Origin of the sequence: Pseudomonas flexibilis (genome assembly GCF_000802425.1) — a bacterium.
Classification (GTDB): domain Bacteria; phylum Pseudomonadota; class Gammaproteobacteria; order Pseudomonadales; family Pseudomonadaceae; genus Serpens; species Serpens flexibilis.
Map to the genome: position 1 here is coordinate 1 of NZ_JRUD01000006.1, position 21,687 is coordinate 21,687.

General features: G+C 66.6%; 21 protein-coding genes and 1 tRNA gene. 11 read left to right on the forward strand and 11 right to left on the reverse strand.

The window, feature by feature from the left end:
• Positions 1–112 precede the first annotated feature (112 nt).
• On the reverse strand, positions 113–1,645 hold the full coding sequence (norR, locus tag SF06_RS04915; protein WP_039560197.1) for a nitric oxide reductase transcriptional regulator NorR: 1,533 nt from the start codon (positions 1,643–1,645) through the stop codon (positions 113–115).
• 148 nt (positions 1,646–1,793) lie between these two features.
• Between norR and ytfE the strand changes: the two genes are divergently transcribed.
• Genes ytfE through SF06_RS04930 form a run of 3 tightly spaced genes read left to right on the forward strand, consistent with a single transcriptional unit; the run spans position 1,794 to position 3,403 of the window.
• The gene (gene ytfE / locus SF06_RS04920) at positions 1,794–2,447 is read left to right on the forward strand and encodes an iron-sulfur cluster repair protein YtfE (RefSeq protein WP_027589162.1); all 654 of its coding nucleotides are present in this window, start codon (positions 1,794–1,796) and stop codon (positions 2,445–2,447) included.
• A gap of 46 nt (positions 2,448–2,493) precedes the next feature.
• On the forward strand, positions 2,494–3,177 hold the full coding sequence (locus SF06_RS04925) for a Crp/Fnr family transcriptional regulator (RefSeq protein WP_027589163.1): 684 nt from the start codon (positions 2,494–2,496) through the stop codon (positions 3,175–3,177).
• A gap of 34 nt (positions 3,178–3,211) precedes the next feature.
• On the forward strand, positions 3,212–3,403 hold the full coding sequence (locus SF06_RS04930) for a hypothetical protein (protein WP_027589164.1): 192 nt from the start codon (positions 3,212–3,214) through the stop codon (positions 3,401–3,403).
• A gap of 5 nt (positions 3,404–3,408) precedes the next feature.
• Here the strand turns inward: SF06_RS04930 and SF06_RS04935 are convergent, their stop codons facing one another.
• Complete coding sequence (locus SF06_RS04935) at positions 3,409–3,645, reverse strand: glutaredoxin family protein (protein ID WP_027589165.1); 237 nt, start codon at positions 3,643–3,645, stop codon at positions 3,409–3,411.
• A gap of 191 nt (positions 3,646–3,836) precedes the next feature.
• Between SF06_RS04935 and SF06_RS04940 the strand changes: the two genes are divergently transcribed.
• Genes SF06_RS04940 through SF06_RS04950 form a run of 3 tightly spaced genes read left to right on the forward strand, consistent with a single transcriptional unit; the run spans position 3,837 to position 5,046 of the window.
• The gene (locus SF06_RS04940) at positions 3,837–4,217 is read left to right on the forward strand and encodes an ElaB/YgaM/YqjD family protein (RefSeq protein ID WP_081993402.1); all 381 of its coding nucleotides are present in this window, start codon (positions 3,837–3,839) and stop codon (positions 4,215–4,217) included.
• 11 nt (positions 4,218–4,228) lie between these two features.
• Complete coding sequence (locus tag SF06_RS04945; RefSeq protein ID WP_039560198.1) at positions 4,229–4,624, forward strand: phage holin family protein; 396 nt, start codon at positions 4,229–4,231, stop codon at positions 4,622–4,624.
• The gene (locus SF06_RS04950; RefSeq protein WP_234703297.1) at positions 4,621–5,046 is read left to right on the forward strand and encodes a hypothetical protein; all 426 of its coding nucleotides are present in this window, start codon (positions 4,621–4,623) and stop codon (positions 5,044–5,046) included. Before SF06_RS04945 ends, SF06_RS04950 begins: the two co-directional genes overlap by 4 nt.
• Positions 5,047–5,057: 11 nt before the next feature.
• Here SF06_RS04950 and SF06_RS04955 read toward each other — a convergent pair whose 3' ends face one another.
• Positions 5,058–5,480, reverse strand: a complete 423-nt coding sequence (locus tag SF06_RS04955; RefSeq protein WP_039560199.1) for a DUF6306 domain-containing protein — start codon at positions 5,478–5,480, stop codon at positions 5,058–5,060.
• Between the two features lie 231 nt (positions 5,481–5,711).
• Here SF06_RS04955 and SF06_RS04960 point away from each other — a divergent pair, with 231 nt between their 5' ends.
• A complete protein-coding gene (locus SF06_RS04960; protein ID WP_037008434.1) occupies positions 5,712–6,842 on the forward strand; it encodes an HPP family protein in 1,131 nt (376 codons plus the stop codon).
• Here the strand turns inward: SF06_RS04960 and SF06_RS04965 are convergent, their stop codons facing one another.
• The 3 genes from SF06_RS04965 to SF06_RS04975 form a co-directional block, all read right to left on the reverse strand.
• Complete coding sequence (locus SF06_RS04965) at positions 6,843–7,706, reverse strand: LysR family transcriptional regulator (protein ID WP_027589170.1); 864 nt, start codon at positions 7,704–7,706, stop codon at positions 6,843–6,845.
• A gap of 83 nt (positions 7,707–7,789) precedes the next feature.
• Positions 7,790–9,400 (reverse strand): methyl-accepting chemotaxis protein, encoded by a 1,611-nt coding sequence (locus SF06_RS04970; RefSeq protein WP_234703298.1) that lies wholly within the window; start codon positions 9,398–9,400, stop codon positions 7,790–7,792.
• 108 nt (positions 9,401–9,508) lie between these two features.
• A complete protein-coding gene (locus SF06_RS04975) occupies positions 9,509–10,519 on the reverse strand; it encodes an amidohydrolase family protein (protein WP_234703300.1) in 1,011 nt (336 codons plus the stop codon).
• Positions 10,520–10,643: 124 nt separating this feature from the next.
• Between SF06_RS04975 and SF06_RS04980 the strand changes: the two genes are divergently transcribed.
• Together SF06_RS04980 and SF06_RS04985 are read left to right on the forward strand one after the other, a co-directional pair.
• Entirely contained in the window at positions 10,644–11,570 is a 927-nt protein-coding gene (locus tag SF06_RS04980) for an AEC family transporter (protein ID WP_039560202.1), read from the forward strand.
• A gap of 70 nt (positions 11,571–11,640) precedes the next feature.
• Positions 11,641–12,093 (forward strand): thioesterase domain-containing protein, encoded by a 453-nt coding sequence (locus SF06_RS04985; protein WP_027589174.1) that lies wholly within the window; start codon positions 11,641–11,643, stop codon positions 12,091–12,093.
• A 3-nt stretch (positions 12,094–12,096) separates the two neighbouring features.
• Here SF06_RS04985 and SF06_RS04990 read toward each other — a convergent pair whose 3' ends face one another.
• The 3 genes from SF06_RS04990 to SF06_RS05000 all read right to left on the reverse strand — a co-directional run bounded on the left by SF06_RS04990 (position 12,097) and on the right by SF06_RS05000 (position 17,160).
• Complete coding sequence (locus tag SF06_RS04990) at positions 12,097–13,992, reverse strand: esterase/lipase family protein (protein WP_052199715.1); 1,896 nt, start codon at positions 13,990–13,992, stop codon at positions 12,097–12,099.
• Positions 13,993–14,072: 80 nt separating this feature from the next.
• Positions 14,073–15,179: a mechanosensitive ion channel family protein gene (locus SF06_RS04995; protein ID WP_039560203.1), complete on the reverse strand. Its 1,107-nt coding sequence runs from the start codon at positions 15,177–15,179 to the stop codon at positions 14,073–14,075.
• 181 nt (positions 15,180–15,360) lie between these two features.
• Complete coding sequence (locus SF06_RS05000; RefSeq protein ID WP_039560204.1) at positions 15,361–17,160, reverse strand: thiamine pyrophosphate-requiring protein; 1,800 nt, start codon at positions 17,158–17,160, stop codon at positions 15,361–15,363.
• A gap of 221 nt (positions 17,161–17,381) precedes the next feature.
• On the opposite strand from SF06_RS05000, the gene SF06_RS05005 reads away from it, so the two are divergent.
• Positions 17,382–17,807 carry a DUF2231 domain-containing protein gene (locus SF06_RS05005; RefSeq protein WP_039560205.1) on the forward strand — a complete coding sequence of 142 codons (426 nt, stop codon included), beginning with the start codon at positions 17,382–17,384 and terminating at the stop codon, positions 17,805–17,807.
• On the forward strand, positions 17,804–19,096 hold the full coding sequence (locus SF06_RS05010; RefSeq protein ID WP_039560206.1) for a PQQ-dependent sugar dehydrogenase: 1,293 nt from the start codon (positions 17,804–17,806) through the stop codon (positions 19,094–19,096). The genes SF06_RS05005 and SF06_RS05010 overlap by 4 nt, the downstream gene beginning before the upstream one ends.
• Before the next feature lie 45 nt (positions 19,097–19,141).
• Here the strand turns inward: SF06_RS05010 and SF06_RS05015 are convergent, their stop codons facing one another.
• The gene (locus SF06_RS05015; protein ID WP_039560207.1) at positions 19,142–21,337 is read right to left on the reverse strand and encodes an OsmC domain/YcaO domain-containing protein; all 2,196 of its coding nucleotides are present in this window, start codon (positions 21,335–21,337) and stop codon (positions 19,142–19,144) included.
• Positions 21,338–21,524: 187 nt separating this feature from the next.
• A tRNA-Ser gene (locus tag SF06_RS05020) sits at positions 21,525–21,614 on the reverse strand.
• Positions 21,615–21,687: the final 73 nt, after the last annotated feature.

Here is a 21,687-nt window from a genome sequence, read left to right on the forward strand (position 1 = left end):
ACAGGCACAAACATACAAGCGCACTTGTCTGCGAGTTTCTAGCCGTGGCGCTCGTGCGGGACCCACCCAAAGCTCGCGACTGAAGTCGCTCCTACTGGTTCGGGTGCACGCCCTACTTCATGCCCAACCTTCGCGCCAGCTTGTGCAGGTTGCTGGGGTCCAGTTCCAGCAGGCGGGCGGCCTGGGCCCAGCTGCCGCCGGTCGCCTCCAGGGCCTGGCGGATGGCCTGGCGCTGGCAGGCATCGACGACGACCCGCAACGGCTGCGGGTCCGTCACCGGCAAGACCGCGCTGGAGCTCTGCGGCGCCGCCGACGGCGGCGCACTGGCGGTGCTGTCCAGATCCAGCAATTCCGGCTCCAGGGTGAGAATCGCGCCGCGCTCGCCGCCCCGGCTGAGCAGGCGCAGCGCCGCACGGCTGATCACATGCTCCAGCTCGCGCACATTGCCCGGCCAGGGATAGGCCAGCAGCGCCTGCTCGGCGGCCGGCGACAGGCGCACGCTGCGCAGCCCCAGGCGCGTGCGATTCAGCTCCAGGAAGTGACCGGCCAGCAGCAGCACATCGTTGCCGCGCTCGCGCAACGGCGGGATCGGCGCCGGGTAGACCGACAGCCGGTGATAGAGATCGGCGCGAAATAGCCCCTCGCGCACGCTCTGCTGCAGGTTGCGGTTGGTGGCGGCGATGATGCGCACATCCACGCGGCGCGGCTGGTCGGTGCCCAGGCGCTGGATTTCACCGTTCTGCAGGGTGCGCAGCAGCTTGGCCTGAACGCTCAGCGGCAGTTCGCCCACCTCGTCGAGGAATAGGGTGCCGCCATTGGCCGCCTCGAAACGTCCCGGTCGCTCGCTGCTGGCGCCGGAGAAGGCGCCCTTGGCGTGGCCGAACAGTTCGCTTTCGGCCAGGGACTCAGGCAGCGCCGCACAGTTCACATGCACCAGCGGCCGGTCGCGGCGCGGCGAATGCCGGTGCAACCAGCGCGCGAACAGTTCCTTGCCCACCCCGGTTTCGCCGAGCAACAACACCGGCAGCTCGGATTCGGCCACCACCTGCAGCTCGTGCAGCAGCGCCCGGATCGCCTCGCTACGACCGAGCAGCTCGCCCTCCACCAGGCTGACGTTCTGCTCCAGCACGTCGCTGCGCGCCATCCGCAAGCTGCGGTTCTCATGCTCCAGGCGGGTGATGCGCACCGCCGTTTCGATCAGCAGGGCACAGCGCTGCAGGTCGCGGCGCGCCGCATCGTCGAAGGTGCCGGCATGCAGCGCATCGAGAGTCAGCGCGCCCCACAGGCGACCCTCCACGTACAGGCTCTGCCCCATGCAGTCGTGCACGGGCAGCGGGTCGCCCTCCTGCCCTTCCAGCAGCCCGTCATAGGGGTCGGGAAGGCGGCTGCCCGGCTCGAACCAGGCCGGCTCGCGCTGGGCGAGGATGGTCGCCAGCCGCGGGTGCCGGGCCACCACGAAACGCCGTCCCAGCGCCTCGCGCACCAGGCCGGTCGCCGCCACCGGCAGCAGGCTGTCATCTTCCAGGCGCAGCAGCACCACGGCACCACAGCGGAAACGCTGCTGCAGGGTGTGCACCAGGCGTTGAAGGCGCACGGTGTGCGGCAATTCGGTGGCAAGGTCGGCCAGTAGGCTGTCGTCCATCATGGTGATTAGTACCGTACAGGGTCGAAAGAACCCTACTCGCTTCGGGTTATTTTGACCATTACTTTTTAAAATCCTAGCTATATCAATAGGTTGTATGTGGCACGTGCTTTGCGATAGACCAGCAAGCCTGCTCAACGGAGCCCCTGCCATGACATCCCTGATCGACCAGACCCTCGGCGACCTCGCCACCGACCTGCCCGGTGCCACCCGCGTATTTCACCAGCACCAACTGGACTTCTGCTGCGGTGGCCAGCAGACACTGCGCGAGGCCTGCGTCAGGCGCGGCCTGGATGCCGACGCCATCACCGCGCAGCTGCAAGCATTGCACGGCGATACCGACCAGCCCGACTGGCGCCAGGCCAGCAACACCGAGCTGATCGAGCACATCCTCACCCGCTTCCACGCCCGCCATCGCGAACAGCTGCCCGAGCTGATCCGCCTGGCCAGCCGGGTGGAGCAGGTGCATGGCCAGAATCCGACCTGCCCTAACGGCTTGGCCGAACACCTGTGGAACATGCAGCAGGAACTGGAAAGCCACATGCTCAAGGAGGAAAAGATCCTCTTCCCGCTACTGCTGAGCGAGCCGCCCCATCCCCATGCGCAGGGCCCCATCGCGGTGATGCGCTACGAGCACGACCAGCACGGCGAGGCGCTGGCCCGCCTGAATGAGATGACCGACGACATCACCCCGCCGCCGCATGCCTGCAACACCTGGCGCGCCCTCTATCGCGGACTGGCGGAGCTGCGGGATGACCTGATGCAGCACATCCACCTGGAAAACAACGTACTGTTTGCCCGTTGAAGGCAGTCACCCTTACCGATCAAGCGGCCTGAACGGAGAGACGCTCATGGTGTTACACCGAGTCCACAGCCAAATCCTGCGCAGCCACCATCTGTTCGAGCCGCTCAGCGACGAGCAGCTCGATCAACTGATGCAGGGCAGCCAACTGCTCAACCTGGAGAAGGGCGACACGCTGTTCCGCCAGGGCGACCCGGCGCATTTCTTCTATTTCGTGATTTCCGGCGCAGTGAAGATCTACCGGCTCACGCCGGACGGCCAGGAGAAGGTGTTCGAGGTGCTGACCAACCGGCAGACCTTCGCCGAGGCGATGATGCTGATGGACACCCCCAACTACGTGGCCTCCGCGCAGACGGTCACGCCCACCCAGCTGTACCGGTTCCCCAACGCCACCTACATGCGCCTGCTGCAGGACAACAACCGCCTGGCCTTCGCACTGCTCGGCAAGCTGAGTATCCGCCTGCACCAGCGCCTCAACGAGATCGAGACCCTGTCGCTGAAGAACGCCACCCACCGCGTGGTGCGCTACCTGCTCACCCAGCTTGGCCGCGTGCAGGACGGCAGTCCGTCCTTCGAGCTGCCGATGACCCGCCAACTGGTGGCCGGTCACCTGTCGATCCAGCCGGAGACCTTCTCGCGGATCATGCGCCACCTGCTGGACGACGGCATCATCAGCCAGGAAGGCCGGGTGATCACCATCCTCGATCGCCAGCGCCTGGAGCAGTTCGAATGAACCGGCACACGCCAAACGCCATGGGGAGGTAACGATGGCCAGGTGTCTCTACTGCCAGCAGGACAATCCATCTGCGCGTGACGACTGCCAGGACTGCGGCATGCCGCTGCCGGCGCTGGAGGAGCAGGCGCGCGAAAAGCGCCTGCGGCGCTTCGCGGCCTTCTGCATCGGCCTGACGGTGTTCTGTTTCGTGATGTTCTTCTGGCTGCCGCGCAGCATCAGCTGACCGGCTTAACGCAGGAAGGCCACCACCTGTTCGGCGTCGAAGGGCCAGTTCAGCTCGGCACCGCTGTCGCAACGGCGGAGCACCGGAATCGTCAGGCCGTAGCGCTCCACCCACTCCTCGCGCTCGCTGATGTCGACCAGCTCCACCAACAGGCCGTGCTCGACGAAGGGCATCAGCAGTGCCTCGGCCACTTCGCACAAGTGGCAGCCGAGGGTACCGAACAGTTGGCATTCAGGAAGCATGGGCGTTCTCCGGACGGGGGCGCGCAGTATACCGCGCGCCATCCTGTCGGCAGCGGCAAGGAACCTTGCAGCGCAGCGGGGCTCGAAACGGGGAGTTCACACCCGTCAGGAGAACGCGCATGGCCACGAATGATCCTTTCGAACCCCTCAATCCCGGCAGTACCACCGGTTCCGCCAGCAGCGGCGCCGGCATGGGCACCTTCGGCTCCATGGGCAGCGGCGGCGCGGGCGGGCAGCGCCCCTTCGACAAGGAGGTGCACCGGCGCAACCTGCATGATGTCCAGCGCGCCATTTCCCGGGAATTCCAGACCCTGATCAGCGACGCCGAAAGTCTCCTAAAGCAGACCACCGGCAGCGCCGGCGGCCAGACCGAGGAGCTGCGCAACCGCATCAACGCCAACATCGAACGCGCCAAGGGCCTGCTCAAGGACAGCGAGAACACCCTGCGCGAGCAGGGCCAGGCGGCCCGTCAGGCCACCGAGGACTATCTGCACGAGCATCCCTGGCAGTCGCTGGGCATTGCCGCCGGCGTGGGTTTCCTGCTGGGCCTGCTCAGCTCGCCGCGTCGCTGAAGGGAGCGCCCATGGACGAGAACCTCTCGCCGCCGTCCGCCTCGGGTCAGAACGACGGGCCATCGGTACGCCGCATCGGCGGCGCCCTGCTCGGTCTGCTGGAAGGTCATGTGGAGTTGCTCGGCCTGGAAATCAAGGAAGAAAAGGCCCGCACGCTCCGCCTGCTGACCTATGCGGCACTGGGGCTGGTCTTCGGCCTGCTGCTGGTGATCGGCCTGTCCTCGGCCATCGTCATCGCCGCCTGGGACGACTACCGCATGCTGGCGATTCTCGGCCTGTGCGTGCTGTATGCCATCGGCGTGGCCATCTGCTTCGGCAAGGCGAAGAGCCAGGTGCGCAACCAGGCGCGACCGTTCCACGACACCCTTGAAGAAATGGCCCGCAACCGGGAGCGTCTGTTGCCATGAACGAACCCCTGAGCCGACCACCGGCAATGGATCAGCACAAGGAGCTGATCCGGCTGCGCATGGAGATGTACCGCCAGCAGGTGCTGTACAACGCCGAGCCGCTGCGTCATCCGCTCGACCATATTCGCCAGCTGATGGGCGGCGCCCCCGGGCGTTACCAGGATGCCCGCAAGGCGCCCTGGGTGATCGGCGCCACCGCCTTCCTCGCGCTGTTCGGCAAGCGCCTGGGCCGCGTCGGCACCCTGGCCCGGGTGGGGCTGCTGATCTACCCGATGATCAAGGCGGGGCAGGTGGTCAAGGAGGTCAAGCAGGAGTACGACCAGCAAACGGCCAGGACGGGGGAATGGGCAGAAGCTCCAGCGGTGTCGCCCGAGGCCGTGACCCCGCCGGTGAACACCCGCGCACCGGACGTGCCCGGATAGCTCCGGTCGCCCTACAGCAGTCCTGCCCGCGCGGCGTAGTCGTGGCTGTTGTCGCGATGGGTGACCAGCACCGCCTCCATCTCCTCGCGCAAGCGCGGGTCGCCGAGTTGCGGCAGCAGGGCTTCCAGCTTGCGGATCACCCATTGCTGGCCTCGATCCACCAGTTTCAGGCGTTCGACCAGATCGGGGATGGCCATGCACTTCTCGTAGAAGGCTCCGCGCTCCCTGGTGGGCTCGGCGCCCATCTGCAACAGGCAGTCGCGCAGGCGCCGACAGCTGTCCGCCTCCCCGCGATGGATCTGCTGCAGCACGCTGCGCTGCGCCTCGCTCTGCACTTCTTTCAGGCTGGCGGCAGCCACCTGCGCGCCGGCGCGCTCGGCGGCCAGAAGCTCGTTGAATGCGGCAATCAATGCCTCGCGCTCGTTGTTGTTCATCGCATGGCTCCTCTCTATGCAGCGTGCAGCCCATGCTAGTCGCTCGTTTACGAGGGCCGACAATGAAATAAATTGCTCCAGACCTGCACCATTACTGATGCAAAGCCAACCAAAAGGCCATTGATATCAATTTTCCTGCACCCGAAAGCCAATTTATTTCATTTGTCTTGATCTCGGTCCTTGTACAGACTTGCACGCCTTTCGCCTTGCCGCCGTACCCTGCTGGACATCATGGCCCTTCCGGTTTCCCCCCTGCCCGCCTGGCTTGCCAACCTGCTGCCTACCAACCCTTCACCGCGTCCTCGCGAGTGGCTGCGCGCCACCCTGGGCGCCGGCCTGGCGGTCGCCCTGTGCACCTGGGTCAACAGTCAACTGTTCGGTTTGCCGCTGACGCTGCACCTGCTCGGCCCGCTCGGCGCCTCGGCGCTGCTGCTGTATGCGGTGCCCTCCGGCGCGCTGGCCCAACCCTGGTCGCTGCTGGGCAGTTATGCCGTGGCAGGCCTGTGCGCCGCGCTGGTGGTTCACTTCCACGGCGGCGAGGTCGGTCTGTGGGTCGCCGCGCTGACCCTGGGTGTATCGCTGCTGCTGATGTACCTGCTGCGCTGCCTGCACCCCCCGGGCGGGGCCATGGCGCTAAGCCTGATCGTGACGGGTGCGGACACCCAGGGCGCGGGGCTCGCCCTGGTACTGCCCGCCTTCAGCGGCGCGCTCACGCTGCTGGTCAGCGCCCTGATGTACAACAACCTGACCGGCGTCCGCTATCCGAAGGCTGCCGCCAGCTCCAACGAGCTGCATGGCACCGCCGATCCGCTGCCGGAGCAACGCACCGGCGTGTCCCCGGACGATCTGCGCCAGGCTTTGGACGAGTTCGACGGCTTCGTCGACATCACGCCCGACGACCTGGAACAGCTGCTGCGCAGCACCGAGCGTCATGCCCTGCGCCGGCGCATGGGCGACATCAACGCGGCGCAGATCATGTCCCGCGACCTGCGTATCGCCAGCCCGACCACCACTGTCGACCAGGCGCTGGCCATGCTCAAGCGCCATCGGCTGCGCAACCTGCCCGTGCTGGAGAACAATCGGCTGGTGGGCATCGTCAGCGTCATCGACCTGATCGGCCAGTCGCGCCGCCGCCAGTTGTGGCCGCTGGGCCGCCGCCGTGAAACCCTGCTGCGCGAGGTGATGACCTGCCCGGTGGTGAGCGTCGACCACCGGCTGCATCTGGCCGAGCTGATCACCCTGATGTCCAGCCAGGGGCTGCACTGCGTGCCGGTGCTGGAGAATCAGGTGCTGGTGGGCATGATCACCCAGACCGATGTCATCGCCGCCCTGCAACAGGATCTGCTGCGCCAGGCCGGCTGATCAGATCATCGGATCCCAGCGCTGCGACCAGTCGCTGGGACGCGCCAGCACGTCGTGCAGGAGGCCGATGGCCTGGCGCAATACCTGGCTGTCGCGCTCGCGGGAATAGACCAGGTAGATCGGGTAGCTGAACTCGGGCGCCTGCGGCACGCGCTCGAGCGCCCCGCTGGCCAGGTAATGCTCGACCACCCGACTGCGGAAGTAGCCGCTGCCACCCTGCTGCAGGAGGTACTGCAGGGCCAGCGGCCCCAGGTTGAAGGCCAGGGAGGCGCGCGCCCGCTCGGGCAGCGCCGCGTCGTGACGCTGCCGGAACGGCTCGCCCCAGTCCACATACACGTAGGGTTCGGGCTTGGCCGGGTTGCGCACCTGGATCAGGCGCTCCTCGAGCACCGGCTCCACCTGCAGGCCCGGCCAGTAGCTGGGGTGGTAGACCAGCACGCAGTCGAGCAGGCCCAGCTCCAGGCGTTCCTGCAGGTAACCGTTCTCCCCCACCTCGGCGCGAATCGCATGGCCGGGAATCCGCTCGCGCAGCTCAGCGACCCAGGACAGCATCAGCGGGTTGCACAGGCTCATCTCGCCGCCCACCGCCAGACTGGAATCGCATCCTTCCGGCAGCGGCAGGTCGCGGCGCGCAGCCTCCCAGCTCTGCACCAGCTGGCTGGCGTAGCCGATGAACTTCTCGCCGTTGGCGGTCAAGCGCGCGCCGGCGCGGTTGCGCACGAACAGCGAACAGCCCAGCTGGGCTTCGAGTTTCTGCACCCGCGCGGTGATGGCCGTCTGGGTGACATGCAGGCGCTCGGCGGCGGCAATGAAGCTGCCGCCCCGGGTGATTTCCAGAAAGGTTCGAGCCAGCTCGATGTCCATGGATGCACTTGTCTGAAGGGCTGGGCGGCCCATTCTAGTGGCTGCGCTCCGGCAGGACGACCCGGACGAAGGTCGTCCGGCGACTACAGGCGGAAGCGCGTGACCAGTCCGTTGAGCCCCACCGCCAGCCGCGACAGCTCCTGGCTGGCGGCGCTGGTCTGGTTGGCGCCGGCGGCACTCTGCAGCGACAGGTCGCGGATCGCCACCAGGTTGCGGTCCACCTCGCGCGCCACCTGGGCCTGCTCCTCGGCGGCGCTGGCGATCACCAGGTTGCGTTCGTTGATGCCGGCGATGGCCTGGGCGATCTGCTCCAGCGCCTCACCGGCCGCCTGCGCCACGTCCTCGCTGCTGCGGGCCCGTTCCAGGCTGTGCTGCATGGCACCGACCGCCTGCTCGGTGTCCTGCTGCACGCCGCCGATCATCTGCTCGATCTCTCGGGTCGACTGCTGGGTGCGGTGCGCCAGTGCGCGCACTTCATCGGCCACCACCGCGAAGCCGCGCCCGGCATCACCGGCACGGGCGGCCTCGATGGCGGCGTTGAGCGCCAGCAGGTTGGTCTGATCGGCGATGGCGCGGATCACGTCGAGCACCTGGCCGATGTCGCGTACCTTGACCGCCAGTTGCCCCACCTGGCCGGCGCTGCTGTTGACCTCGGCGCTCAGCTGGCGGATGGCGCCGACAGTCTGCTTCACGGCATCGCGGCCCTGCAGGGCGGTGCGGTTGGTTTCGCCGGTGGCCTGGGAGGTATCCACCGCGCTGCGGGCCACCTCCTCTACTGCACTGGTCATCTCGTTGACGGCGGTGGCGGCCTGCTCGATCTGGTCGTTCTGCTGGTGCAGGCCGCGCGAGGAATTCTCGGTGACCGCGTTCAGCTCCTCGGCGGCCGAGGCCAGCTGACTGGAGGAGTCGGCGATCTGCTGCACGGCACTGCGCAGGTTGCCCTGCATGGTGCGCAGGGCGTCCAGCAACTGCGCCGGCTCGTCGCGACCGGTGACGCGGATCTCGCGGGTCAGGTCGCCGGCCGCCACGGCGAGGGCTTCCTCCAGCGCCTGGCCAAGCGGCACCAGCAGGCTGCGGGTGAACAGCCAGGCCAGCAGGATGGTCAGCAGCGCCGCCGCCACGATGACCACGATCACGCCGACGATGGCGTTGCCGTAGACGTTTTCCGCAAAGCGTGCCGCCTTGCCGGCCGCGGCGCGATTGAAGTCGAGCAGCGCACCCAGGCTGCTGGACATGTCATTGGCATGCTGGTTGATGGCGCCGGCCAGCACCTCCATGGCCTGCGCGTCGTTGCCGGCGCGGATGAAGTCCATCAGGCGCGCATGCTCGCCCAGGTAGTTGCGCTGGTGGCGGGTGAAGCGCTCGTACAGCTGGCGCTCCTCCTCGTCGTTGAGGTAGCGGCGATACTCCCGCTCCAGGCCATCGAGCGTGCCCAGCAACTCGTTCAGCTGCGCCAGGGTCTGCTGCTGGCTGCGCTCGTCGCGCACCGCCGACAGGCGCAGGGTGACCGCGCGGATACGCAGCATGGTGCGATCCAGATCGCTCAGCGCCAGGATGCTCGGCAGCCAGTTCTCGTCGACGTCCCGGGATTGCTCGCGCATGACCGACATCTGATTGAGCGCGAATAGCCCCAGCAGCAGTACCACCAACGCAATCAGGCCAAATCCCAGCGCGGCGCGCGGCGCCACTTTCATATCTCGGAACATCGATGGATCACTCGTACATAGCGGGCAGGATGGATCGTGACCGAACGGTCACATTACGGGTATCGACGTCCGCCCCAGTACCTTTAATGCATTTTTCTACCGCTGGTCGGCCGAGCCGCGCGCCGGCAGGATGGCCAGGAAGTTGTCGCGCGCCACCCGCCGCGCCACCGGGGCCGGTAGTGCGTCGAGGAACGGGCGGAAGTCGTGGATCAGTTCGCCCAGGCTGCCGAAGCTGCCCACTACGTCGGAGCCGAGCATGAAACGCTCCGGGTAGCGTTCCACCAGTTCCACCCAGCGCGGATCGGGCCGGCCCTTGGCGTCCAGCAGGTACGGCCGCAGCACCGTCCAGGACAGGTCGATGTACAGGTTGGGATAGTCCTCCAGCAGGCGCGCCAGGGTCGGACGCAGGAATTCCAGTTTTTCCTGGTGCCGATGGATTTCCATGCTGGTGCCAGCGTGCGCCCAGATGAAGCGCACATGGGGATGGTTGCGCAGCGCCTCCTCAATTTCCGGCAGGTACAGCGGGTTGCGCTCGCGCTTGGAGGTGATGTTGGCGTGCAGCAGCACCGGCAGGTCGTATTCGGCGGCCAGATGGTAGACGCGCCGTAGTGCCTCGTTGTTGGCGCGGGGCACATCGCCATAGGTGAGCGCGGTAAGGTCATCGTGCCGGGTGAACACCTCGCCTATGCCCTGCCAGAGCCCGGGGTCAAGCTCCAGCATGCGACGGATATGAGCGTCGGCGTTCTTGTCGGCGGGGTTGAAACCGGTCAGGAAGGGGTGCACGCGGCGCCGGCGATCCGCCGGCAGGGCCTTCACCGCGGCGGCGACGAACACATCGGTGGCGCTGTACCAGTAGGCCCCGGCATCGTCGCCCGCGTAGTAGCGCGGACGCTTGGGCTCATCCTCGTGCCATTTCTTGGCCACCGGGATGCCGGAGAGCATCACATGCTCCACCCCGGCGGCGTCCATTGCGGCGAAGAGCGCGTCCATGCCTTCGCTTTCCTGGAAGAAATCCAGGTAGTGGACATGGGCGTCGGCGAAGCGGTAATCGCGAGCCGGCGCCTCGAAGGCGGCCAGAGCCAGGCAGCAGGTCAACAGGCAGAGCATCCGTGTCACGGTCATTCCTCCCCGGGCAATGGCCGATAGACCCGGCGCCAGAGCCGGTGGTTCGCCTTGGCGAGCGATGCCTGGCTCAAGTAGGCTGCTCGGCTCCTGTCCGGTGAAGAAGTCCATGCTCTCCGTCGTCACCATCGTCCTGCCCGTGTTCGCCCTGATCCTGATCGGCTATGTGTGCCGCAGGACCAACCGCCTCGGCCCGCACGCCGCCTCGGAGCTCAACCGCTTCGTGGTCTGGCTGGCGCTGCCGGCGCTGCTGTTCAGCGTGACCGCCAACTCCAGCTGGGAACGGCTCTGGCAGCCGGGCTTCCTGCTGGCCTTCGGCGGCAGTGCGCTGGTGGTTTTCCTGCTCGCCCTGGTGTGGCGCATCCGCAAGGGGGCGGCCGCCGATGCCCAGCTGGACGCCCTCGGTGCCGCCTATGCCAACACCGGTTACGTGGGCATTCCGCTGTGCATCATCGTCTTCGGCGAGAACGGCCTGGAGCCGGCGCTGATCGCCTCGCTGGTGGTGGTGTGCGGCATCTTCGCCCTGGCGCTGGTCGGCGTCGAAGTGGCCCTGCAGGGCGAAAAGGCCCTGGGACCTGCGCTGCGCAAGGTCAGCCGGGCGCTGGCCGGTAACCCGCTGGTGGTTGCGCCGGTGCTGGGTGCACTGTGGGCCTGGGGCGGCGTACCACTGCCCAAACCCGCAAGCGATCTGCTGAGCATCCTCGGCGCCGCCACCACACCCTGCGCGCTGGTGTCGCTGGGCCTGTTCCTCGCCCACAAGCAGCAGGAAAGCACCCCCGGCGTGCTTCCGCTGGTGGCGATGAAGCTGATCCTGCAACCGCTGCTGGCCTGGTATGTGGCCTTCGAGTGGCTCGAACTGCCGACGCTGTGGGCGCACAGCGCCGTGCTGCTGGCCGCGCTGCCCACCGGCACCGGCCCCTACATGCTGGCCGAGTACTACCAGCGCAGCGGCGCGCGCGTGTCGCGGGTGGTGCTCTATTCGACCCTGGGCTCGCTGCTCACCCTGTCGCTGTGCCTGATCTGGCTGGGCTATTGAACGCGGGGGCAATTGCAGGCCATGCGCCCGGCGAGGATCATGTGGCGCACCGCTGGACCAGGAACACACCATGACCACCGATTGCCGCTTCCTCGAAGACCTCATCCACCACGACATCCCGCTGACCCGCGCCATGCAGCTCAGCGTGCGCGCCTGGGATGGCGACAGCCTGCAGCTGGCCATGCCGCTGGCCGCCAACAGCAACCACAAGGGCACCATGTTCGGCGGCAGCCTCTACAGCCTGTGCGTGCTGGCCGGCTGGGGCTGGCTGACGCTGCGCCTGCGCGACAGCGAGCTGGGCGAAGGCCACATCGTCATCAAGGGCGGACAGATCGACTACCCGCTGCCGGTGGCCGACGACGCCGTGGCCATCTGCGCGGCACCGTCCGCGGCGGACTGGGAGAAGTTCACCAGCCAGTTCCGCCGCCGCGGCCTGGCCCGCCTGTACCTGGACATCCGCATTCCCGCCGCGGACGGCGCCGACGCCGTGCGCCTGCGCGGCGAGTACGTGCTGCACCGCTAACGCCTACTCCGCCGGAAGCTGACGCAGCGCCGCCAGGTGCACGCGCAGGATTCGCCGCAGCTCGACAATCGCCTGGGGCGTTTCCTGCACGCTGTGCCCGCCGGGGATGACCCGCTCGGACTCCGCCCCGGGCAGATGGGCGCTGGCATAGGGCACGATGCCGTCGCTGGACTCGGCCAGCGGCTGATCCGGCGTGTTCCGCCCGATGATCGAGTGGTAACGCACCGACGGCGCAATCGGCAGCCGCCCGCCCAGCTGGATCAGCGGATTGTGGCTGGCCAGGTTGTGAATGCTGGTCACGCCTTGCGTCAGCACCACCGGCTTTGCCGATGTCGGATCGACCAGCAACTGGGCCATCTCGTTGAGGCGCACCACCACCGACACCGGCAGCCGGATCAGTTGCGACGCCCAGCGCGCCAGGAAATTCTCCGCCAGTGGCGTGCCCTGGTGCGGCGCGGCGATGAACACCGCACGGCTGACCTGCGGCAGCGGCTGCAGGCGCTCGCGGGCCAGGTGCTCCAGCCGTACGCCAGCCAGGCCGTCGAGTTTCTGCCGAACGAGATACTCGCGCCACGGGCCTTCGTCGAACCGCGACACCATCAGCTTGGCCAGCACGCCGCCCATGCTGTGCCCCACCAGCACCATGTCCCGCGACGCGGGGGCAGTCCCTTCTGGATCGAAGTGGCGCAGGGCGCCCTGCAGGGCGTCGTGGATTTCCTGATGGTTGAGCGCCAGCGGCACCTGGGTGGGGTAGTAGACCTGCCAGATCTGGTAGTTCTGCCGCAGCGCCTCGTCACCCATCACCTCGTTGGCCACGTTGATCCAGGCTTCCGGACTGCTCGCCAGGCCGTGCAGCATGACGATGGTGCGGCGGCCGGGATCATAGGGCTGCAGCAGGTACACATGCGGGCGCTCGAGCACCTCGCCCTTGCCGATCAGCGTGAGCAGCGATTGGGCGGCAAAGCCTGAGCGCGCCAGCCACACGCCGTAGGCGGAGGTGAAGTTGGCGGCCAGGGGAATGACCCGCCCGGCCAGCGGCAGACTGGCGTGCCGGTAGGGATCGTAGGCGCTGATCACCGCCTCGCGGGTGCCGAGCACCGCCTCCAGGCTGTCGCCGGGAAAGGTCACCACGGCGGTCAGCGCGATGAAGGGCGTCTCGCTCCAGCTGCGGGTGGCGCTGTGCCGATCGACCACCCGCCGCGCCGTGCCCAGCACCAGCTCGGCGCCCAGCCCGTCCCGGCGGTACTGGTTGCGCACGCCGGCGAAGCTCAGTTCCGAGGCCGGCATCAGCTCCAGGGGCTGCGACTGGCGCGGATCGAAGGGCAGATTGCCGAACGCCTCGACCACCGTCCAGTCACCGACCCGCCGCGCGCGGTCCGGCTGCGCAATGCTTCCGGTGCGCTGGTAATGGCGGAACATCAGTAGCGCGGCCTGCTGCACCGCGAAGTTGTAGTAGTCGCGCACCTGGGTCTGCCGGTCATCCAGGGCGCGCTCTTCCAGCGTGCGTCCGGTCAGGAACAGGTAGGCGTAGGCGTAACGCGCCGTTTCCAGGTAGGCCGCCACCCGCTCCTCGTAACGCGCATCGTCCAGCCGCAGCGCCTCCTGCAGCCAGAGCTCGGCGAGCACCGACAGGCGCAGCTCGTCCGACAACCCCTCGGCAACCTTCAGCGCCTCCCGGCAACGCGGCGGCTGATCCTCACAGGCGTCCGCCTCGATGCCGGTGACCTGCAGGGCGACACCCACCGAGGCGCTCAGCCGGCCGGTGGTCAGCACATCGCCACGGCGCTGCGCCATGTAGTCCTGGGTGTCCAGGGCAGACACGCGAACCCCGGCGCAGGCGGCGAGCAGCAACAGGGTGGGCAGCAGCAGGAGACGACAGGCAAACAACGGCGTGGGCATCGGCGACAGCGCGGGCGTTCCGAGAGGGCATGGCAGTTTGCCAGATCATCCGTCCGTCGGCACAACCGCAGCCGTCACCGCTAACCCATCCGTGCAGCATCCTGCCGAGTCGCCTCCTTCGCCACGCCGGCCACCTTGACCTCCGGGAGGCGCCCGCCCATGAACTCCACCCGCCGCACCGGATAGGCAAAACTCACGCCCAGCTCGTCGAGCCCGTCGATCAGCGCCAGGTTGATCTCCTGCTGGATGTCCATGTACCGGTTGTAGTCGGCGCTCTGCATGATGTAGACGACCTCGTAGGTCATCTGGCTGTCGTCGAAGGCCAGCAGGTGGGCTCGATCGAACGTCACCTCGTCCAGCCCATCGATGATGCGCTTGACCAGTTGCCCCACCTGGCGGGCCTGGGCGCTCGATGTCTCGTAGGCGATGCCGAACTTGAAGACGATGCGTCGGGTATTCATGCGCTTGTAGTTGTGCACGATCTGCCCGAGCAGGTCGGCGTTGGAACACACCACCTGTTCGCCACTCAACGCCCGAATGCGGGTGCTCTTCAGGCCAATGTGCTCGATGGTGCCGGCCACCTCGCCGAACACCACGAAGTCGCCGATCTCGAAGGGCTTGTCGATGCCGATGGACAGCGAGGCGAACACGTCGCTGAGCAGCGTCTGCACGGCCAGGGCAATGGCGATGCCGCCCACCCCCAGGCTGGCCACCAGCGCGGTGATGTTGACGCCCAGGTTGGCCAGGATCGACAGCAGCATGATGGTCCACACCACCAGGCGCACCATGATGCCGATCAGCGTGGTGGTGACCGGATTGCGTGCCTTGCCGTTGCGGGTCAGACCCTCCACCCACAGGCGCACCGCCATGTCCGCCCACAGGGCCACCTGGAAGGCGAGGGCAATGAACCAGCCGTGCGACAGGGCGACTTCCCAGCGCGCCGGCAGCTCGACCACCTTCAAGCCGATCAGCAGCGAGAAGGCGAACAGCAGCAGGTGGCTGGTGTGGGCGAGCATCTGCGCCACGATACTGAGCGGCCGGCTGGCGGTTGCCTCGGCACGCTTGTGCAGCCGTTTGGTCACGAAGGACAGCGCCACGCGCAGTACCCAGTAACTGAGCAGCGTCACGGCCACGATCAGGGCGACCCGGATCCACAGCGCCTCTTCCAATAACAGCTCCCAATTCATCGCCTGAACCTCCTATCAACACGCAAAAAACGGCCTGCCCGAACGGACAGGCCCAGGTTTTTCGGGTTCGTCGGCTGGAATTAGTTCCATCGGCGGACGCGGCTGCCGGCCCGCCTTTGTGACGCGGCTTCAGCCGCAATGTCCTGGCGCAGCCCCATCGCGGCAGAAGCCGCGGGAGCGTTCACTGCCTGTCGCGATGCCCCGGCATCAGCGATCCCAGTACCTGTTTGGCGGTCTGCCGGATGATTCCGGAGCGGTCGGGATCGCCCTGCCAGAGCGCCGATAGATAAGCCTTGGCCTGTTCCAGTTTGATGTGTGGCGGCAGCGGCGGGACATCCGGGTCGGTCTTGAATTCGATCACCACCGGCCGGTCGGCCGCCAGCGCCTCGTCCCAGGCAGCCGCCACGGCGTCTTCCCGATCGACATGGATGCCCTTCAGCCCAATGGATTCGGCGAAGCGGTGGTAGGGCACGTCGGGAATGTCCTGGGAGGCCGCGAACTTCGGATCACCCTGCATGACGCGCTGCTCCCAGGTCACCTGGTTGAGGTCCTGGTTGTTGAACACGCAGCAGACCCAGTGCGGGTTCTGCCACTCCCGCCAGTACTTGGCCACGGTGATCAGCTCGGCCAGGTTACTCATTTGCATGGCGCCGTCGCCCACCAGCGCCACCACTGGGCGATCCGGGTGCACGAACTTGGCGGCGATGGCATAGGGCACTGCGGCGCCCATGGAGGCCAGGCCTCCGGACAACGAACAGCGCATGCCCCGGCGGATCTTGATGTCCCGGGCGAACCAGTTGGCGCAGGAGCCGGAATCACAGGTGATGATGGCGTTGTCCGGCAGGCGCGGCGACAGTTCCCAGGCGACCCGCTGCGGGTTGATCGGGTTGGCGCTGGCCAGCGCCCGTGCTTCCAGGGTCCTCTCCCACTCGCCACGCCAGTGCTCCACCTGTTGGCGCCAGCCGCGGTCGGTCTTTTCTTCCAGCAGTGGCAGTAGGGCGCGCAGGGTCTCGGCGGCATCCCCATGCAGGTTCACTTCCATGGGGTAGCGAATGCTCAGCATGTCGGCGTTGATATCGATCTGCACGCCGCGCGCCTGGCCTTCCTCCGGCAGGAACTCGGCGTAGGGAAAGCCGGAGCCGATCATCAGCAGGGTGTCGCATTCAGTCATCAGCTTATAGCTCGGCTCGGTACCCAGCAGGCCGATCGAGCCGGTGACCCACGGCAGGTCGTCCGGCAGGGCCGCCTTGCCGAGCAGCGCCTTGGCAGCGCCGGCGCCCAGCCGCTCGGCCACCGCGATGACCTCGTCGGTGGCATCCAGCGCGCCGGCGCCCACCAGGATCGCCACGCGGTTGCCCGCATTCAGCACCTCGGCAGCCTGCTGCAGTTCGCGCTCGTAGGGCACCACCTTCGGGCGGCTGTAGCCGATGCCGGAACGCACCGCGCCGTGGGCACGCGGCGGCTCGTTGTAGGGCTCGTCCTGCAGGTCGTTGGGCAGGATGATCACCGCCACCTTGCGTTCGGCAAACGCGCTGCGAATGGCGCGGTCCACCAGATGACGCACCTGGGCCGGCGCGGCGGCCTGCTGCACGAAGGCGCCGGCGACGTCCTTGAACAGGGACGCCAGGTCGACCTCCTGCTGGTAATGGGCGCCCATGGCGGTACGCGCCTGCTGGCCGCAGATGGCCAACACCGGCATGTGGTCGAGGCGCGCATCGTAAAGGCCGGTGACCAGGTGGGAAGCTCCGGGGCCTGAGGTGGCGATGCACACCCCCGGTCCGCCACCGAACTTGGCATCAGCCGAGGCCATGAACGCCGCCATTTCCTCATGGCGCGCCTGGATGAACCGAATCTTGCCATCGGCCTGGTTCAGCGCGCCGAACACGCCATTGATGCCATCCCCGGGATAGCCATAGATGCGCCGCACGCCCCACTGATAGAGCCGTTCGACGAAGTAGTCGCTGACCGTCATGTTGTTCATGGCGTGCTCCTCATGCCGGCTGACGAGGCAGTTCCGGCTTTTTCGCCGCAGACGTGCACGTGACTCCATGGCCAGGGGTTAGTTCGTGACTGGGCACAGGGGCCCGATCAGTTGCGAATCCGAGGCGGCGCCACCAGACGACTGAACTCTGGGCCAAGCGCACGATCCCCTTCTAGGCACAGTCAGAGCGAGCCGGCTCACCCAGCGATGAGGGGAACACCGTGACCGACACCATCTACCGCACCTATCGAAGCACGCCGAACCCGCTGCATGCGACGCTGCTGGCCGGGACCGTGCCGCTGTTTCTCGGCGCCCTGCTGAGCGATATCGCCTACTACCGCAGCTACCACATCCAGTGGAGCAACTTCGCCTCCTGGCTGATTGCCGGGGGGCTGGTCTTCTGCGGCCTGGCGATTCTGTTTGCCCTGGCCAACCTGATCGCTGCCGGCCGCCGGGGACGGGCCATGACCTACGTGCTGCTTCTGGTGGCGACCTGGGGGCTGGGCTTCATCAATGCCCTCCAGCACGCCAAGGACGCCTGGGCGACCATGCCGACCGGGCTGGTGCTTTCGGTGATCGTCACCCTGCTGGCATGCATTGCGACCTGGGTCGGCCTTGCCGGCCCGCACGCGAGGGAGGTCCGATGAAACCGTCGAATGCATTGACCGCCTCGGCGCTGGCCCTGGCACTCGCGGGTTGCGGCGGCGGTGAGGATACCGTTCAGGAATACGGCACCTCCCCCACCCTGCCCGAGCCCACGCGCGGGCTGCTGCCGAGCATGAACATTGCCGAACCGGTGCCGTGGGGCGACCAGACGCCGACCGTACCGTCGGGTTACCGCGTCACGGCCATCGCCACCGACCTGAAGATCCCGCGCCAGACACTGGTGCTGCCCAATGGCGACATTCTCGTCGCCGAGGGACGCGGCGGCAGCGCGCCGGCTCTCCAGCCGAAGGATGTGATCGCCGGCGTTATCAAGGCCAGGGGCACCACCCCGGTCGAGAGCGGCGATAGCCTGACTCTGCTGCGCGACGCCGATGGCGACGGCAGCTACGAGCTGCAGACGGTCTTCGCCGACAACCTCAACGCGCCGTATGGGCTGGCGCTGTTCGAGGGCAATTTGTACGTGGCCAACCAGGACGCCCTGGTGCGTTTCGATTATCGGGACGGGCAGACCAAGGCCAGTGGACCGCCCGCCGAGATCACCCGCCTGCCCGCCGAGATCAATCACCACTGGACCAAGGCGCTGACCATCAGCCCGGACGGCCGCTACCTGTATGTCGGTATCGGCTCGAATAGCAATATCACCGAGCGCGGCATGGAGGCCGAGGTGGACCGCGCCATGGTCTGGCAGATCGACGCGGAAACCGGCGCCTACAAGCCCTACGCCACCGGCCTGCGCAACCCGACGGCGCTGGCGATCCAGCCGGGTTCCGGGCAGTTGTGGGCGGTGGTCAACGAGCGGGACGAACTGGGCGAGGATCTGGTGCCGGACTACCTCACCTCGGTGCGCGAAGGCGGCTTCTACGGTTGGCCCTACAGCTACTGGGGGCAGAACGTCGATGACCGCGTGCGACCGCAGGATCCCGACAAGGTCGCCTCGGCCATCACCCCCGACTACGCGCTGGGTTCCCACGTCGCCGCCCTGGGCCTGGACTTCTCCACCCCGGCGATGGGCGAGCGGTTCGCCGACGGGGTGTTCATTGGCGAGCACGGCAGCTGGAACCGCAAGCACCCGGTGGGCTACAAGGTGATCTTCGTGCCGTTCAGAAGCGGGCAGCCGGCGGGACAGCCGGTGGAATTCGTCACAGGCTTTCGAACCGAGGATGGCAAGACGCGCGGCCGGCCGGTGGGCGTGACTGTCGATCCGCGCGGGGCGCTGATCGTCGCCGACGATCTGGCCAATGTGGTCTGGCGGGTGACGCGGGCCGAGTGACCCGGACACAAGGCGCGCCCGCCGTGCGGGCGCGCGTCGCACTCGTTACGCCACGACCCGGGCGCGCGCTGCGTGCAGCTTCCGGTAGCTGTCGATCAGGCGCTGGTGCCGCTCGAGCCCTTCCAGCTGCAGGCTGGTCGGCGTCAGGCCGTAGAAGCGCACGCTGCCGTCGAGGCAGCCGAGCGCCGCGTCCATGCGCGGGTTGCCGAACATGCGGCGGAAGTTGACCTCGTAGTCTTCCAGCGCCAGGTCCTTGTCCAGCTGCACTTCCAGCACCGCGTTCAGGGCCTGGTAGAACAGGCCCCGCTCGACGGTGTTGTCGTTGTACTGCAGGAAGGCTTCCACCAGCTCCTTCGCGTCGGCGAACTTCTTCAGGGCGAGGCAGATGAGCAGCTTCAGCTCCAGAATCGTCAGCTGCCCCCAGGCGGTGTTGTCGTCGAATTCGATGCCGATCAGCGTGGCGATATCGCTGTAGTCATCCAGCTCGCTGTCTTCCAGCCGGCGCAGCAGCGCCCGCAGACCCATGGTGTTCAGGCTGTGCAGGTTGAGGATGTCGGAGCGGAACAGCAGGGCCTTGTTGGTGTTGTCCCAGATCAGGTCTTCCACCGGATAGATTTCCGAGTAGCCCGGCACCAGGATGCGGCACGCCGTAGCGCCCAGATGCTCATTGACCGCCATGTACACTTCATTGCCCATGTCTTCGAGGATGCCGAACAGGGTGGCGGCCTCCTCGGCATTGGAGTTTTCGCCCTGGCCGGAGAAATCCCATTCGACGAACGCATGGTCGGCCCGGGCACTGAAGAAGCGCCAGGACACCACGCCGCTGGAATCGATGAAGTGTTCGACAAAGTTGTTCGGCTCGGTCACCGCATGGCTTTCGAAGGTCGGCTGAGGCAGGTCGTTCAGGCCTTCGAAGCTGCGGCCCTGCAGCAGCTCGGTCAGGCTGCGCTCCAGCGCCACCTCGAAGCTCGGGTGGGCCCCGAACGAGGCAAACACACCGCCGGTACGCGGGTTCATCAGGGTGACGCACATCACCGGGTATTTCCCGCCCAAGGACGCATCCTTGACCAGCACCGGGAAGCCCTGCTCTTCCAGCCCCCGGATGCCGGCGAGAATTCCCGGGTACTTGGCCAGCACCTCGTGCGGCACGTCCGGCAGGGCGAGTTCCCCTTCCAGGATCTCGCGCTTCACCGCGCGCTCGAAGATTTCCGACAGGCACTGCACCTGCGCCTCGGCCAGCGTGTTACCGGCGCTCATGCCGTTGCTGAGGTACAGGTTTTCGATCAGGTTGGATGGGAAATACACCACCTCGCCGTCCGACTGACGCACGAACGGCAACGAGCAAATGCCGCGCTGCACATTGCCGGAGTTGGTGTCGTACAGATGCGAACCGCGCAGCTCGCCATCGGGGTTGTAGATCTCCAGGCAGTGGTCGTCGAGAATCTCGGCCGGCAGCGCATCGTCGTGACCGGGCTGGAACCAGCGCTCGTCCGGGTGGTGCACAAACGCCGCATTGGCGAGCTCCTCGCCCCAGTACTGGTCGTTGTAGAAGAAGTTGAAATTCAGCCGCTCGATGAACTCGCCCAGCGCCGACGCCAGCGCGCTTTCCTTGGTCGCGCCCTTGCCGTTGGTGAAGCACATCGGCGAGTGCGCATCGCGCAGGTGCAGCGACCACACATTGGGCACGATGTTGCGCCACGAGGCGATCTCGATCTTCATGCCCAGGCCGGCCAGGATGCCGGACAGGTTGGCGATGGTCTGCTCCAGCGGCAGGTCCTTGCCGGCAATATAGGTACTCGCTTCGGGGTTCGTGCCGGGCAGCAGCAAGGCCTGGGCATCGGCGTCCAGGTTCTCGACTTCCTCGATCACGAACTCCGGTCCGGTCTGCACCACCTTCTTCACCGTGCAGCGCTCGATGGAGCGCAGGATGCCCTGGCGGTCCTTTTCCGAGATATCCGCAGGCAACTCGACCTGGATCTTGAAGATCTGCTGGTAGCGGTTTTCCGGGTCGACAATGTTGTTCTGCGACAGGCGAATGTTCTCGGTGGGAATATCGCGCGTCTGGCAGTACAGCTTCACGAAGTACGCCGCGCACAACGCTGACGAAGCCAGGAAGTAATCGAACGGCCCGGGCGCCGAGCCATCGCCCTTGTAGCGGATGGGTTGATCCGCCACCACGGTGAAGTCATCGAACTTGGCTTCGAGGCGAAGGTTGTCGAGAAAGTTGACCTTGATTTCCATGCGGCACTACCGGAATACGAGAAAGAATGTTCGCCATTATCCCGGCTTTGCAGCACGAAGAAATGATCGTGTAGGGCACTTCACCCCCAGCGGTCAGGCCAAGGAAGTGTGAAGCTGGGCTGGTGTGGAATAGCCAAACCCCGGAAACGACAAAGCCCCGCATATGCAGGGCTTTGTGTATTGAAAGTGGCGGTGAGGGTGGGATTCGAACCCACGATACGGTTTCCCGTATACACACTTTCCAGGCGTGCTCCTTCAACCGCTCGGACACCTCACCGGATCTCGATCGAGGCGTTCACCCCGTCGAGGCCCGCTAATCTAGTCGAGTGTTTTTCCAAAAGCAAATTTTA